General features: G+C 65.1%; 13 protein-coding genes. 5 read left to right on the top strand and 8 right to left on the bottom strand.

Translation table 11 applies throughout. The annotated features are described in order from the left end of the window. Window positions 1–84: 84 nt before the first annotated feature. The 7 genes from Q0H50_RS04445 to Q0H50_RS04415 all read right to left on the bottom strand — a co-directional run bounded on the left by Q0H50_RS04445 (window position 85) and on the right by Q0H50_RS04415 (window position 9,128). Window positions 85–1,869 carry a GH3 auxin-responsive promoter family protein gene (locus tag Q0H50_RS04445; protein ID WP_294419783.1) on the bottom strand — a complete coding sequence of 595 codons (1,785 nt, stop codon included), beginning with the start codon at window positions 1,867–1,869 and terminating at the stop codon, window positions 85–87. Window positions 1,870–1,878: 9 nt separating this feature from the next. Continuing rightward, on the bottom strand, window positions 1,879–2,181 hold the full coding sequence (locus Q0H50_RS04440; protein ID WP_294360873.1) for an STAS domain-containing protein: 303 nt from the start codon (window positions 2,179–2,181) through the stop codon (window positions 1,879–1,881). A 30-nt stretch (window positions 2,182–2,211) separates the two neighbouring features. After that, a complete protein-coding gene (locus tag Q0H50_RS04435; RefSeq protein ID WP_294419781.1) occupies window positions 2,212–4,530 on the bottom strand; it encodes a SpoIIE family protein phosphatase in 2,319 nt (772 codons plus the stop codon). Between the two features lie 241 nt (window positions 4,531–4,771). Further along, window positions 4,772–5,752: an NAD(P)H-hydrate dehydratase gene (locus Q0H50_RS04430; RefSeq protein WP_294419779.1), complete on the bottom strand. Its 981-nt coding sequence runs from the start codon at window positions 5,750–5,752 to the stop codon at window positions 4,772–4,774. A gap of 127 nt (window positions 5,753–5,879) precedes the next feature. Further along, complete coding sequence (gene acpS / locus Q0H50_RS04425; protein ID WP_294419778.1) at window positions 5,880–6,524, bottom strand: holo-ACP synthase; 645 nt, start codon at window positions 6,522–6,524, stop codon at window positions 5,880–5,882. A gap of 73 nt (window positions 6,525–6,597) precedes the next feature. After that, the gene (gene glmS / locus Q0H50_RS04420) at window positions 6,598–8,436 is read right to left on the bottom strand and encodes a glutamine--fructose-6-phosphate transaminase (isomerizing) (RefSeq protein ID WP_294419776.1); all 1,839 of its coding nucleotides are present in this window, start codon (window positions 8,434–8,436) and stop codon (window positions 6,598–6,600) included. Window positions 8,437–8,753: 317 nt separating this feature from the next. Further along, a complete protein-coding gene (locus Q0H50_RS04415) occupies window positions 8,754–9,128 on the bottom strand; it encodes a RidA family protein (RefSeq protein WP_276666741.1) in 375 nt (124 codons plus the stop codon). A gap of 276 nt (window positions 9,129–9,404) precedes the next feature. On the opposite strand from Q0H50_RS04415, the gene ilvA reads away from it, so the two are divergent. From ilvA to Q0H50_RS04395, 4 genes are all read left to right on the top strand, one after another. Beyond that, window positions 9,405–10,616: a threonine ammonia-lyase gene (gene ilvA / locus Q0H50_RS04410; protein WP_294419774.1), complete on the top strand. Its 1,212-nt coding sequence runs from the start codon at window positions 9,405–9,407 to the stop codon at window positions 10,614–10,616. A gap of 194 nt (window positions 10,617–10,810) precedes the next feature. Next, window positions 10,811–11,725 (top strand): hypothetical protein, encoded by a 915-nt coding sequence (locus Q0H50_RS04405; RefSeq protein WP_294419770.1) that lies wholly within the window; start codon window positions 10,811–10,813, stop codon window positions 11,723–11,725. 234 nt (window positions 11,726–11,959) lie between these two features. Beyond that, window positions 11,960–12,667: a DUF3793 family protein gene (locus Q0H50_RS04400; RefSeq protein WP_294419768.1), complete on the top strand. Its 708-nt coding sequence runs from the start codon at window positions 11,960–11,962 to the stop codon at window positions 12,665–12,667. 172 nt (window positions 12,668–12,839) lie between these two features. Next, window positions 12,840–13,259 carry a flavodoxin gene (locus Q0H50_RS04395; RefSeq protein WP_294379509.1) on the top strand — a complete coding sequence of 140 codons (420 nt, stop codon included), beginning with the start codon at window positions 12,840–12,842 and terminating at the stop codon, window positions 13,257–13,259. Window positions 13,260–13,284: 25 nt separating this feature from the next. Here the strand turns inward: Q0H50_RS04395 and Q0H50_RS04390 are convergent, their stop codons facing one another. Next, complete coding sequence (locus Q0H50_RS04390) at window positions 13,285–13,470, bottom strand: hypothetical protein (RefSeq protein WP_294419765.1); 186 nt, start codon at window positions 13,468–13,470, stop codon at window positions 13,285–13,287. Window positions 13,471–13,739: 269 nt separating this feature from the next. Between Q0H50_RS04390 and Q0H50_RS04385 the strand changes: the two genes are divergently transcribed. Next, on the top strand, window positions 13,740–15,005 hold a 1,266-nt coding region (locus Q0H50_RS04385), incomplete at its 3' end, for an O-acetylhomoserine aminocarboxypropyltransferase/cysteine synthase family protein (protein ID WP_294419763.1).

Here is a 15,005-nt window from a genome sequence, read left to right as displayed (position 1 = left end):
GGTGATGAGGATGGACATGGCCAGATACTTGCCGAACGTCCGCTTGATCAGCTCGCTGTTCTCGGTTTGCGCCCCCATGGCTCCCTACCCTTCGATTTCCCCGTCGATGAGCGCGAAGAAGAAGCGCCGCTTCTGCTCGGTGTCCACGATGTGCACCGGCTTGATCTGGTTCGGGGCCTTGCCGTGCATGACGCGCATATCGCGCCACAGCTGGTTGGTCTCGTCCTGCAGCACGCGCGCGGTGGCCGGGGCGAACGTGCCGTCCTCGGTCATGTAGTCCACGTCGTAGTTGCCCGCGCGCAGCTCCTCGTCGGTGATGCGCGACAATTCAGCCAAATCGATGGCCGCATGGTCGGCATGGTAAAACTCGAACAGGAACTCGTAGCGCGCCGGATGATGGTCGACGTCGGGGTACACGCTGAAATCCACGAGATCGAGCCCTGCGCGCGCAGCCACCTTGTCGGCCACCTTGCGCAGCACAAGCTCCGTGGTCTTCTCGCCATGCATGTTCACCGTCTGGTCGAGGCGGAACAAAAACTCCATCGTGGGCATGGTTCCCTTGTGGCCGACGCAGCGGATGGCGTCGCGCATCTTGTAGCGGTAGAAGCCCGAACGGCTCGTGATGATGACCTCGTAGTCGTGGCCTTCTTGTAGATCCTCGACGCCGAGCGTGTGGTCGTAGTCGGGGTCGTCGACGGGCACGAACTCGAAGTACACGCTGCGTGGCAGCAGCACGCTCGAAGGGTTATCCAGCTCGAACGGCACGGAGAAGGCACCTTCCGAAGCGCTGTAGCCGGTGTAGAGGATGTGCACGTCGTTGCCGATGAAGCGGCGCAGACGCTGCGTGTAGGGCGCGAAACCGCCGCCGGCAACGCTGCGAACGACCAGCAGGTTCGGCCACATGGCCGGCGTGATGGGCTCGTTAAAGCCGCGCTCGAAGATGGCGCGCAGCTCGGCGGCGCGCTCGGGGTTGGGCTCGATGCGCGCTTCCAAACCGGCACGCACGTCGGCCGGCATCTGGATGGACGCATCGATGGTTCCCTGCTCGATGTCGCGCACGAGCAGCTCCCAGTTGTCCTCGACGTAGCGCATGAGGTCGAGCACGCCGGTGATGAACACCGATGATATGTCCCGGATGTCGCGCTCTTCGATGGCGAAGCGCGCATGCAGATAGCGCGTGTCGGTGCCGGGTTTGGTGAACACGGCCTCGTCGGGGCTGGTAGTGGTCGCCGCAAGATACGGGCGGGCGTCGGCGATGGCCTTGCACGATAGCGACCCGAACGAGATGCCGCTTTTCAGCGTGGCGTAGTGGCTTTCGATAAGCGTGAGCATACGACCACCGGCCAGGCCCTCGCCCGCGCCCACGTAGCTGCGGTAATACGTGTACGCGCCCGAATAGCCCATAAGGATCTCCGCCATGCGCTTGGTGTAGGGGATGCCCTTGGGATTGCCCATGGTGCCCGAGGTTTCATTGAAGTGCACGATTTCCTCGGTGGTCACCACGCCGCGCGTGCCGTGCTCCATCACCTCATAGATATAGCCGGCGTAATCGTCGTAGTTGGTGAAGGGAACGGTGCGCTTGAAGTCCTCGACCGTCTTGATGTCGGCAAAGCCGTGATCGCGGCCGAACGGCGTGTCCTTGTTCGCCTCTATCATCTCGAAGAGCAGTTCTTCCTGCACCTCGCGCGCATGCAGCACGTCGGCCTCAAGCTGCTGCTCAAGCGCCTTTCCTGCCGCGTATTGGCGTTCGTGGATCATGGCGCGCAGGGTTGCCACATCGGGCACCTGCGCGGGCGCGCTCGCCGATGCGGGCATCTCGTGATGCACGTCGTTGCCGGTCGGTTCCGAGATCTTTTCGTCATGCGCCATAGCCGCCCCCTACTGTTCTACGGTCAGGATTTCCGTGAAGCCCGTGGCGTCGAGCACGTCGGCGATGTACTCGTTGGGATGGCGCAACACCAGCCCGCTTCCCACCTTCGCCAGCTCCTTGTGCGCGAACAAGAACACGCGCAGACCGGCGCTCGAAACGTACTGGGTGTCGGCCAGGTCGATGGCCAGGCTGGCGACGCCTTCCAGGTTCTCGCGCAGGTAACCCTCCAGATCCGGGGACGTGTTCGTGTCCAAGCGCCCAGACAGGGCCACCTCGAGCGCGTCGCCGTTTTTCGTTGCCTTGATCTCCATATGCGGTCCTTTCTCGAACGCTTCCCGTATTTAAACGAATCGCTTCGTCATACGCAAGATGTTGCGCCCGTCGGCGCGGGTGTAGCGCAAGTTGTCCATGTACTTGCGCATGAGCAGGATGCCCAGCCCGCCTTTGCGCTGCTCGTCGGTGGGGTCGACCTTCTTCGCGTTGTGCGAAAGCGGGTCGTAGGCGATTCCCTGGTCGCTGAACACGAGGTGCAGGCAGCCCGCGCGCTCGTCGACGGCGGCCTCGATGTCCACCGGCAGGCGCGGCTGGCCGTCGGGGAACCCGTAGTGGCAGATGTTGATGAAGACCTCCTCGCAGACGAGCATCATCTGCGCCATCATCTTCGGCGTGCGGCCCTCGCCCTCGCAGATAGGCTCCAGGAAGGCGAACAGGCTATCAAGCTCGGCATCGTCTGCCGGCAGCGTAAGGCGTTGCACAGGAAGGTTCCAGCGGAAGGCGAGCATGGTGATGTCGTCAGCCTGCGGCGCTTCGCCTGCGAAGGCGTCCACGCTTGTCACCAGGTAGTTTACAGCGGTTTGGGCCGAAGATGCGGCCACCGCGCTCGCAGCCGCCGCAACGTCCGACGCTTGCACGTCCGAGCCCACGGGGGTACCTTCCCCACCCGACGCATCGATTCGCGCCAGCGTTTCCAGCAGACGTTCCTCGCCGTACAGCTCTTCAGCCGCGTTTGCCGCTTCCGACACGCCGTCGGTGTACAAAAGCAGGCCGTCGCCCGGGCTGCACACGAAGCTTCCCTCGCGATACTTCACCACGTCCATGGCGCCAAGCACCAAACCTGGGCGGCATTTCAGGAAGCTGAGCTTGCCGTTTTGCTTGAGCACCGGCGGGTTGTGGCCGGCGTTGGCGAAGCGCACCTCGCCGGTTGCCGTGTCCACCACGCACGCGAACGCGGTGACGAACAGCATGGCGTCGTTGCGCTCGCACAGCTGACGGTTGGCCAGGGTGAACGCCGTGCCAAGATCGTCGGTTTCCAGCAGGTACTGGCGCAGCAGGCTTTGCGCGCGCATCATGAACAGCGCCGCAGGAACGCCCTTGCCCGACACGTCGCCGATAACGAAGGCCACACCGCGTTCGCCCACCTCGAACACGTCGTAGAAGTCGCCGCCCACCTCACGTGCCGGGCGCATGAAGCCGGCGATATCGAGCGCGAAGCGTTCCGTGAGCGAATCGAAGTCGTGCGGCACGGCGCTCATCTGGATCTGCCTGGCCACGTCGAGCTCGGTGGCCGTGCGCTGGCGCTCGGCCGTGACGTTGTACAGGCGCTCGATGAAGCCGACCATGTCGCGACGCATCTTGTTGGTGGACTCGTACAGCTCGGCGATCTCGTAGCGGGGCTTCGTGCCGCGCTCATCGACCGCGATGCGCATGTCGCGCCTGCCCTGCTCGACATCGGATTCCATGCGCTCGATGAAGGTCTGCTGGTCGAGGGCGAGCACTTCGATGGGGCGCGTGAAGCGGCACTCCAGGATGTGCAAGAACGCGAACATGGGCAGGAAGATGGGCACCATGAGGATGGCGGCCTCGTGGAACATGGTGTGCACAACGGTCTGGAAGCTCTCCTCGTCGCCGGAGGCGAAGGCGATGACCAAGACCGAAACGAGAAGCATCAGCAACGCCGACGCGATAACGAACCAGATGACGAAACGCTGCGTGAGGTTCGCCTTCTTGATGTTGCGGTACGGGATGTGGATCCAACGCGGCGGGTTGGGCATAAGCGGGCTGCGCTCGAGCGCGTAAAGCAGAGGCAGGCCGATGTAGAGCAGCATCCACACGTTATTCAAGCCGCGCGCGGCGAACGACGGGCCCGACTCGGGCGGCGCGCCAACGAACAGATAGACGGCCAGGTTCACGCACGCGCTGTCCACCAGGACAAGTCCCATGTACAGCGCCGTCTTCGATGCCGAATCGAATCGCGGGTACGGGCGCGGGCTTTTCGCGTTCACGAGGTACCACACCCAGCGCGGCAGGCCGTTGTACATGATCTGTATCAGGAAGTAGCCCGCCAGCATGAACGGCGTGGCGCCTTCGTGCAGGATATCCGAGACCAGGTTGGCCGTCGCGCAACCGAAAACGCCCGGCAAGCCGAAGAACAGGCCGAGCACCGGCCCCAACGCCGACGCCGGACGGATCTGCACGATGTCGTTGAACTGCGGGACCGCCAGAAAGCCCTCAAGGACCGCCAGGTACGCGACGAAGCAGGCGGCGAACATGCCAAGACGGCGTTTCCACGAACAGCGCGGAGCCGCAGCATCTTCGCCCGCGGGAAGATCCCGAGGGTCGTTCGCGGACGTTGAGCCATCTTGCAGCTTTACCGGCTCCATGCCGTTCCCCTTCGTCCAAATACTCGACATCGGCGATGCGTTGCGCACCGCACGCGTCCACTATACCGAACTCCCCCACGCGCATGCGCCCGAAAATCGGCGAACCGTCGCGAAGCCGCCAAGGGAAAGGCGGGCGGGCGACGGGAACCGGGCCGCGAGCGCGGCGTCGCGACGGGCGCCAAACCGCAACGACGGCCAGGGCTCGGTGGCGGGAAGCGGGCCGCGGGCGCAGCATCGCCCGCTAGGACAGCGACTCGATCGCCTCGGGGATGGCGGCGACCACGTCCTCGGCGGTCACGCAGATGCTTGTCAAGCGTTTAGCCGCCGCCTGCGCTGAGCGAGCATGCAGCGTGGATGCCAGCGCGCAGGCGTCCACCGGCGCAAGCCCCTGCGCCAGCAGCGACGCGGTCATGCCGGCGAGCACGTCGCCCGTGCCCGCCTTCGCCAGCGCCGGGGTGCCGTCGGACATGCGGAACACCGATTCGCCATCTGATATATAGGTAACGGGGCCCTTGACCATGGCGGTCACGCCGTAGGCGAGCGAGAGCAGCTGCGCCAAGCGCGCGGGGTCCTCGGTGGGAAGCTTCAGCGGCTCGGCAAGGCGGGCCGCCTCGCCGGCATGGGGCGTGATGACCGTGGCAAGCCCCGCAACGAAGCGACGACGTAGCAGCAAGCGGCCTTCGGGCGTTGCCAGCGCATCCAGCCCGCCACCGTCCACGAGCACCGGCGCGTGCGCGTCGGCAAGGACCGTGCAGGCAAGCTGCGCCGAGAGCGGGTCGGCGGCGTCCATGCCGCTGCCGACCAGGAACGCCAGGGGGTGATGCGGAGCCTGCGGGCCGAGCACGCGCGGCCGGGGCGCCGCATGCATCGGCCGCGCAGCCGCCAAACGGACCGCCGGGGCGGTTCGCTGCGCCGGCGGTTCCTTCAGCCCGCGCTCATCGGGATCGAGCCGGGCGTAGTCGGCCAGCTCGTCCCACGGGCGCACCACCAAAGACGGGCTTGCGGCGCGCACCTGGACCACGCAGCTTGCATCGCAGGCCACCTCGGCATAGCCGGCGCCCATGCGCTGGGCTGCCGTTGCCGCCAGACACGCCGCGCCCGGATAATCCGCGCACCCCGCAACCAACACCAGCTTGCCGCGGGAGTATTTGTTCGCCGCCTCGTCGGGCCAGGGCAACAGGGCCGCCACCTGCTCCAACGTGTATTTCTTCGTGCGCTGCATGCTACCTCCCCGCATCGTTTTCCGAAAAAGTGTAGCGCAGGAATGTAAGCTGCGGGTAAACAATGCCGGCGAATCGCATCAGCCGGGCGGCCCGGGCGCCCAACGGCCCGCAGGCCGGGGCGCCGCGCTACCTGCCGTCCTCCCCTTGCGCATCGCGGACCATGCCCATGGCCGAATGCGCGTCGGGCACCTGGGGCTGTGCGGGCGCGGGCGCGGCCGCATCCAGGTCGTCGAGCATGGTGCGCGCCTCCTTGAACTGGCGCGCCAGCTCCTCCATGGGGTCGCGCCGCTCCTGCTGCGCGCGCACCGACCCCTCGGTGATGGCCATGGCGCACGCCACCGCATCGGTGTGCGTGTACGACAGCGAAAGCGGCAGCTCGCGCACGCCGAGCGCCTGCGCCACCTGCTTGGCGCGGCCGGTGAGCACGGCATAGGGGCGACCCTTCGATGTTCGACGGACCTCCACGTCGCGCACGCCGATGCCCTGGGAGAAGCCCGTGCCCAGCGCCTTGAGCACCGCCTCCTTCGCCGCGAAGCGCGTGGCGTAATGGACGGCCGGCTGCGCGGTGGCGTCGCAATAGCGGCATTCCTCGGCGCTGAACACCTTGCGCGCGAACGCGGGGGACCGCTTGAGGATCTTGCGCATGCGCTCGATCTCCACGATGTCCACGCCCAGGCCCACGGCCCCCTCGACGGCGTCGAACGCAGCCTCCACCTGCGACGACGCGCCGTCTTGACGGCCCTCGCCCGCTACTTTCGCGTCCTCGACCACAAGCGACCTCCCTGTAAAGCAAGCGGGCGCCCGAACGGCGCCCGCACCAACGTTGCCCTTATTGTACGCGAACCTACTCCACCGTCACGCTTTTCGCCAGATTGCGCGGCTGATCGACATCGCAGCCGCGGGCCACGGCGATGGCGCGCGCGAGCAGCTGCAGCGGCACGCTGGCCGTGATAGCCGAGAACGCGTCGCGCACCTTCGGGATGTAGATGACGTGATCGGCGTGCTTGCGGATCTCCTCGTCGCCCTCGGTGGCGATGGCCACCACCATGGCGCCGCGCGCCTTGCTCTCCTGCAGGTTGGACACCAGCTTGTCGTAGACGGGGCTTTTCGTGGCCACGGCGATGACGGGGAACCCTTCGTCGATCAGCGCGATGGGGCCGTGCTTCATCTCGCCGGCCGGATAGGACTCGGCGTGCAGGTAGCTGATCTCCTTGAGCTTGAGAGCGCCCTCGCGGCTGACCGCCGCGCCCATGCCGCGGCCCACGAACAGCGCGCTGCGGGCGTCCTTGCACGCCTGCGCCGCCTCCTCGACCGCCGGGCCGCACTCGGCCAGGATGCGCTCGACCTGCTCGGCGGTGTCGGCGAGCTCGCGGAACAGCAGGCGGATCTGGTTCATCTTCAGCTTGCCCTTGACCTGCGCCAACAGCATGGCAAGCAACGTGAGCGACACCACTTGGCCCAGGAACGACTTCGTGGAGGCCACGGCGATCTCCTTGTTGGCCTTCGTGTAGATGACGCCGTCGGACTCGCGCGCCACGGGGCTGCCCACCACGTTGGTGATGCCGAACACGCGCGCGCCCTTCACGCGGGCGTCGCGGATGGCCGCCAGCGTGTCGGCCGTTTCGCCGGACTGGGACACCGCAACCACGAGCGTGGTGGGCGTGATGATGGGGTTGCGATAGCGGAACTCGCTTGCGACCTCGCATTCGCAGGGGATGCGCGCCCAGCCCTCGATGAGGTTCTTAGCGATAAGGCCCGCATGGTAGCTGGTACCGCACGCGATGATGTAGACGCGGTCGATAAGGTTAAGCTCCTCCACGGAAAGGTCCAGCTCATCGATGGAAAGGGCGCCGCCCACCAAACGGCCCGCAAGCGTGTCGCGGATGACGCGCGGCTGCTCGTGGATCTCCTTGAGCATGAAGTCGGGGTATCCGCCCTTCTCGGCCACGTCGAGGTTCCAGTCAACGTGCGTGACCTTGGGGTTCTCGATGACCTGGCCGGCGGCGGTGTAGTACGTCACGCCCTCGGGCGTGAGCCTGGCCAGCTCGCCGTCGTTCATGACCACCACGTCGCGCGTGGCGTCGATCATGGCGATGATGTCGCTGGCGACGTAGGCGCCCTCGGCACCCTGGCCCACCACCAGCGGGGAATCCTTGCGCGTGGCCACGATGGCGCCCGGCTCGTCGGCGGAAACGACGGCTAGCGCGTACGCGCCCACGAGGCGCTCGCTTGCGGCGCGGACCGCGGAAAGCAGGTCGGGCGCGCCGTCGCGCAGCGCCTGCTCGATCAGATGCGGCACCACCTCGGTGTCGGTGTCGCTGGTGAAGACGTGCCCCGCGGCCTGCAGCTCCTCGCGCAGGTCGGCGAAGTTCTCGATGATGCCGTTGTGCACCACGGCGATGCGGCCGTCGCAGCTGGTGTGCGGATGGGCGTTGGCCTCGCTTGGGCGGCCGTGGGTGGCCCAGCGCGTGTGGCCGATGCCGCACGTGCCCTCGAAGTCGAAATGCCCCAACGTGTGGGCCAGGCTGGAAACCTTGCCCTTGCGGTGCACCACCTCGAGTTTGCCGTCCTGGTAGATGGCCACTCCGGCGCTGTCGTAGCCGCGATACTCAAGGCGCGACAGGCCCTCGATCAGGATGCCTTGCGCCGGGCGCGTGCCCGTGAAACCGACGATTCCGCACATGCGATTGCTCCTCACAGGTAGGTTGCGGCCCGAAGGCGCCGCACGGCGGGCGAGAACGCTCAAAGCCGAGCTGCGCGGTCGGGCTTTTCATCGCGTACATGGTAGGGCAGCGCCCGGCGCGCGCATCAAGGCTGCAGACAATCTCTAACGCGCACGCCGTTCGCCCCGCAAGCGGCGCCGCTCGCAGCAAGCATACATATGCGAAACAGCGCAGCGTCACCCCTCCCCGAAAGCGCCGGCTTCACTTCACTCGCAGGTAGCGGCAAAGTCAACGAGGGCGTCGAGCGAATTCGCCGTTCAGCAGAACGGCGAAACCGTTACACCTCGGCGATTACCTCGACTTCGACCAGGGCGCCCTTGGGAAGCTTGGCCACGCCCACGGCCGAACGGGCCGGGCGGGCGTCGCCGAAGGACTTGGCGTACTCGGCGTTGAACGCGGCGAAATCGTCGATGTCGTCCAGGAAGCACGTGGCCTTCAGCACGTGGTCGAAGTCGGTGCCGGCCTCGGCCAGGATGGCGGCTACGTTCTTCATGACCTGCGCCGTCTGCTCCTCGATGGTGGTGCCGACAAGCTCGCCGGTCTCCGGGGACAGCGCGATCTGGCCGCTGGCAAACAGCAGGTTGCCGCAGATGCGGCCCTGCACGTAGGGGCCGATGGCCGCCGGGGCGTTCGGGGTTGCGATGACCTTCATGGTGGTCGTCCTTTCCGGGGCTTTGCGCCCCAACATGCGCGCTTGGGCGCGCGGAACGGCAGCGCGTCGCACGCTTTGCCCCCAGCTGACACATGGGGACGTAGCACTATCTGTCCGAAACCGGACAGCGTTTTCGCGCCCTTCCCAAGCGTTAAACCTAGGCAAAGCGTCGAATTTTGTCGCGCTGATATGGAACCTCCCCATTGTAGCGCTCGCACGGCTATGATGTTCACCGACATTAAACCGCCGCGAACCGAAAACAAAAGGGGTGAAACTATGCTGACGCTGGACGCATTCGAAGAAGCCGCAGCCAAAGTCAAGGAAGTTACACAGGAGACGAAGCTTATTGAAAGCCCCTACTTCAGCGAGATCTCCCGCAACCGCGTGTTCTTCAAGCCCGAGAACATGCAGCGCACCGGTGCCTACAAGGTGCGCGGCGCCTACTATAAGATCAGCACGCTGACCGACGAGGAGCGTGCGCACGGCCTGATCACCGCCTCCGCCGGCAACCACGCGCAGGGCGTCGCCTACGCCGCGCAGCATTACGGCGTCAAGGCCACCATCGTCATGCCCACCACCACTCCGCTCATCAAGGTCGAGCGCACCAAGGCCCTGGGCGCCGACGTGGTGCTGGCCGGCAACGTCTACGACGAGGCCTACGAGCACGCGCTCAAGCTTGCCGAGGAGAACAGCTACACGTTCATCCACCCGTTCAACGACCTGGGCGTCGCCACGGGCCAGGGCACCATCGCCATGGAGATCGTGCAGGAGCTGCCGCTGGTCGACTACATCTTGGTGCCCATCGGCGGTGGCGGACTTGCCACGGGCGTCTCCACGCTGGCCAAGCTGCTCAACCCCCACATCAAGGTCATCGGCGTGGAGCCCTCCGGCGCCGCGTGCATGAAGGCCTCCCTTGAGGCGGGCCACGTGGTGAAGCTGCCGCGCGCCAACACCATCGCCGACGGCACCGCGGTGCTCGAGCCCGGCGACAAGATCTTCCCCTACATCCAGGAGAACCTCGACGGCATCATCACCGTCGACGACGATGAGCTGATCGCGGCGTTCCTGGACATGGTCGAGAACCACAAGATGGTCGTCGAGAACTCCGGCCTGCTCACCGTGGCCGCCCTTCGCCACCTGGACTTCCAGGGCAAGAAGGTGGTCTCCATCCTCTCCGGCGGCAACATGGACGTCATCACCATGTCCTCGGTGGTGCAGCACGGCCTGATCCAGCGCGACCGCATCTTCACCGTCTCGGTGCTTCTGCCCGACCGCCCCGGCGAGCTGGTGCGCGTGGCGCAGGTCATCGCAGACAACAAGGGCAACGTCATCCGCCTGGACCACAACCAGTTCGTCACCACGAACCGCCAGGCCGCCGTGGAGCTGCGCGTCACCATCGAGGCGTTCGGCACCGACCACAAGCAGCAGATCGTCAAGGCACTCGAAGACGAAGGGTTCCGCCCCAAGCTCATCAACGCACATCTGTAAGGCAGCCCCGACGAGGGGATGAAGCTGCCGCATAAGCCCCTCACCCACACAACCGCATACGCAAGTCGCAAAACGCGCAGGCCCCTGACCGGTTTCTTTCGGGATTCGATTCGGTTGGGGGCTTGCGCGTTTTCTAGTTTGCGCAGGAAAAACGCCGATTGGTTTCTTAAGGGAACCGAACAGGAAAGGACAGCATGGAAACCGCACTCATCAAAGTATTCGCCTTCGTCTGCATCATCGCCGCAGGCTACTGGATGGGCCACACCGGCAAGCTCGGCAACATGCCCGGCGAGTTCGTGTCGAAGATCGTGTTCACGTTCACGCTGCCTTGCGCGGTGCTGCACGCGTTCGGCGCTGCCGACTTCTCTCCGGAGATGCTGCTGCTCGTGCCGCTCGGCTTCATCTTCGCCTTCGGCGCATATCTGATCACCTTCGCCATCACCCCGCGGACCAAGCGCGAAGACCGCGCGTTCTACCTGCTCAACGGCTGTGGATTCAACCTGGGATGCTTCGCGCTGCCATTCGTGCAGGCCATATTCTCGCCCACCATGGCCGTGGCCACCTGCCTCTACGACGCTGGCAACGCGTTCATGATGGCCGGCGGATCCTATGCGCTCACCGGCCTGATCGCCGGAGGCAAGCGCATCGAGCATCCGGTGCGATTCGTTGCCAAGCGCCTGTTCTCCAGCCTGCCGTTCGATACGTACCTGCTCATCATCGTGCTGTCGGTAGCGGGAGTGCGCCTGCCCGCCGAGCTGGTCGCCTTCACCGAGCCTATCGCGAACGCCAACTCGTTTCTTGCCATGTTCATGCTAGGGCTCATGATGAGCTTCTCCGTCTCGCGCGAGCGCATGGCGAAGGTGGCGCGCCTGGTGGGTTTGCGCGCGGCGTTCAGCGTGTTGCTGACCTGCATCGTTTGGCTGGTGCTTCCGGTCGACGGCGTCATGCGCGCCCTGCTCACGCTGCTGGTGTGGAGCCCGGCAAGCGCGCTTGGTCCCATGTACACCCAGATGTCGGGCGGCGACGGCGGCCTGGCAGGCTTCGCGAACGCCCTCACCATCATCTTGGGCGTGGTCGCCGCCACCTTCATTGCGCTGACGCTGGTGTAGGGCGGCGGGCGAGGTGCCGACGCTGCGGTGCGGGCGATTCGAGCAGCCCGTGACCACCAACGGCGCCCGCACGGTGTGGTCGCGCCTGCCGACGCCCATCCGCACCGCAGCCGCTTCCCGTCCGTGCCCGCCTTCGGCACGAAATCTTTTGCGAAGATTCCCCAAACATGTTGACTGCGGTTTACTTATGCTTACTATGTTAGCCACGGATTACATGAATGGGAAGGAGCCGCCGTGATCTCAAGCGTATCGAGCGCGAAGCCAAGCCGCGCCATGGACCTAGAGCGCAAACTGGTGCATCACTGCTCCCCTGCGCTTGCCGGGCTGAAGCCGGCGAACATGTTCGTATACCGCGAAGGCGTCGACGCCGATGCGAACCCGGGACGAAGCGTTGCACCCGAAGCCCTTGATTCCACCAAGTTCGCCCGTGAACTGGGCGTTTGCCGCAAAAAGCTGGAGCCGTGCGGCGTGCGCATCGAGGTGCTGGCACGACGCAAGACCGGTCTGCTGTTGTACGTATACCGTCCAACGATGCTAAGGGCATACCTTGCGCAGCCCGACGTCTTCGGCTACCTGCAAGACGAAGGATACGACCCGTCAGATCTTTCCGCCTGCATCGCCAAGCTGCACCGCCGCATCTGCGGCACCGACCTGGCCGCCACGCTCTCCGGCAGCTGCGCGTTCCCGCACGAGATCGGGTTCTTCCTGGGCTACCCCTATGACGACGTGGTGGGCTTCATCGAGAACAAGGGCGAAAACAGCCTGTGCACCGGTTGCTGGAAGGTATACAGCCGCGCCCGCGATGCGCAGGCGTGCTTCTGCTGCTACAAATCCTGCACCGCCGCCTACAAAGACCTGTTCGACGAGGGCGTGCCCATCGATTGCCTGGCAACCCTCGACGAGAACTTCCCGGCTCAAGAGGCGTTCGCAGCAGCTGTGTAGCCGGCGTCCGCGGGCGCGATGCTCGTAAGCCCGCAAACGACGCAAGCATGGAACACGGTGGGCGAAGCGCGCCTTTGCCGCATTCGCGCCGAACGGTCGGCGCGCTCGCCCGAAGCGCCTCGACCGTTCGGCACAAGACCGACGATCCCCTTGCAAACGAAAGGATATGCAGATGAGCAAAGTAGCAGTGGTGTACTGGAGCGGCACGGGCAACACCGAGGCCATGGCGGACCTGGTGGCGCAAGGCGTGCGCGCGGCGGGCGGCACCGCCGACCTGGTGCAGTGCAACGACTTCAGCGCCGACCGCATCGCCGATTTCGACGCGTTCGCCTTCGGCTGCCCGGCCATGGGCGACGAGGAGCTCGAGGACACCGAGTTCCTGCCCATGTACGACGAGGTCGAGCCCGCCCTGTCCGGCCAGAAGGTGGCTCTGTTCGGCTCTTACGACTGGAACGACGGCGAATGGATGGAGCTGTGGGAGCAGCGCGCCGACGAGGCGGGCCTGAACGTGGTGGACAGCGTCATCGCCAAGGACTACCCCGACGATGACGCCGCCGCCGAGTGCATGCGCCTAGGCGCGCTGCTGGCATAGCGCGGTCCGCGAAATCAACGATTCGCTACTCGGAAGGCTTCCCTCGGGAAGCCTTCTTCGCGCTATCGCCCCCACAACATGAGCAGGAGCCTTTCTTCACGCGCTTCCTCCCACAGCACGAGCCATCGCCGGAGAACGTGCGAACGGCCCTTCTAGCCGCGAACACAGCGGCAACGGCGATAACGGCGCAGATGATCACGGTCGCAACCATGGTCCCACCTTTCTTAGCTTTGGTTAACTAGACAAGCCGATTGTATCACTCGCATACCCCCATGGGGCATGTTCAAAGCAATATTTCCCATTTATTTGCTAGGCTTATCGGCAGCATGAAATACCAGGTATCTGAATTTCGAAATACCCCGCAAACGGAATCTCCTATATTCCTATTGACCCGCTTCCTTTGCTTCGGTATAACTTACAACCGTCATCACGTTATATGAGAACAAGAAAGCCATAGCAATCGATTTAGGAGATAGCCAGATGTCTGAACAGCAGAAATACGCATTCGAAACCCTGCAAGTGCACGCCGGCCAGGAGCAGCCCGATCCGGCAACCGACGCCCGCGCCGTGCCGATCTACTTGACCTCGTCCTACGTGTTCAAGGATGCCGCCACCGCCGCCGGCCGTTTCGGCCTGACCGAGCCCGGCAACATCTACAGCCGCCTGACCAACCCCACCGTCAGCACCTTCGAGGAGCGCGTGGCCGCGCTTGAGGGCGGCGTCGGGTCCCTGGGCGTGGCGACCGGCTCCGCCGCCATCACCATCGCCGTGCAGAACATCGCCACGGCCGGCGACCACATCGTGTCCTCCACCAACCTCTACGGCGGCACGCTGAACCTGTTCGAACACACGCTGGCCGAGCAGGGGCTTTCCACCACGTTCGTCAACCCCGCCGACCTGGACGCCGTCGAGGCGGCCATCCAGGACAACACCAAGCTGCTCTACGCCGAGACGCTGGGCAACCCGAACTCCGACGTGCTCGACCTTGAGGCCTGGGCCGACATCGCGCACCGCCACAACGTGCCGCTGATCGTGGATGCCACCTTCTCCACGCCCTACCTGCTGCGCCCCATCGAGCACGGCGCCGACGTGGTCGTCCACTCCGCCACGAAGTTCATCGGCGGCCACGGCACGGCCATGGGCGGCGTGATCACCGATGCCGGCAAGTTCGACTGGGCCGCCAACGCCGACAAGTTCCCTGGCGTGGCAAAGCCCAACCCCAGCTACCACGGCGTGGTGTTCACCGAGGCCGCAGGCCCCGCAGCCTACATCACGAAGGCCCGCGCCACGCTGCTGCGCGACCAGGGCGCCACGCTTTCCCCGTTCAACGCATGGTTGCTGCTGCTGGGCCTGGAAACGCTCTCCCTGCGCGTCGACCGCCACGTTGAGAATGCGCTGAAGGTGGTGGAGTTCCTGAACAACCATCCGCAGGTGGCGTCCGTGAACCATCCGGCGCTGGCGACCGGCCGCGCCAAGGAGCTCTACGACGAGTACTACCCCAACGGCGCCGGCTCCATCTTCACCTTCGATGTGAAGGGCACCGCCGATGACGCCCGCAAGTTCACCGAGTCCCTGAGCCTGTTCAGCCTGCTGGCCAACGTCGCCGACGTGAAGTCCCTGGTCATCCACCCGGCTTCTACCACGCACTCCCAGCTGACCGAGGACGAGCTGCTGGCCGCCGGCATCAAGCCCACCACCGTGCGCCTGTCCATCGGCACCGAGAACATCGACGACATCATCGCCGAC

It is taken from the genome of uncultured Senegalimassilia sp. (assembly GCF_934632265.1).
Taxonomy (GTDB): Bacteria; Actinomycetota; Coriobacteriia; order Coriobacteriales; family Eggerthellaceae; genus Senegalimassilia.
This window is presented reverse-complemented; position numbering and strand designations above follow the sequence as displayed.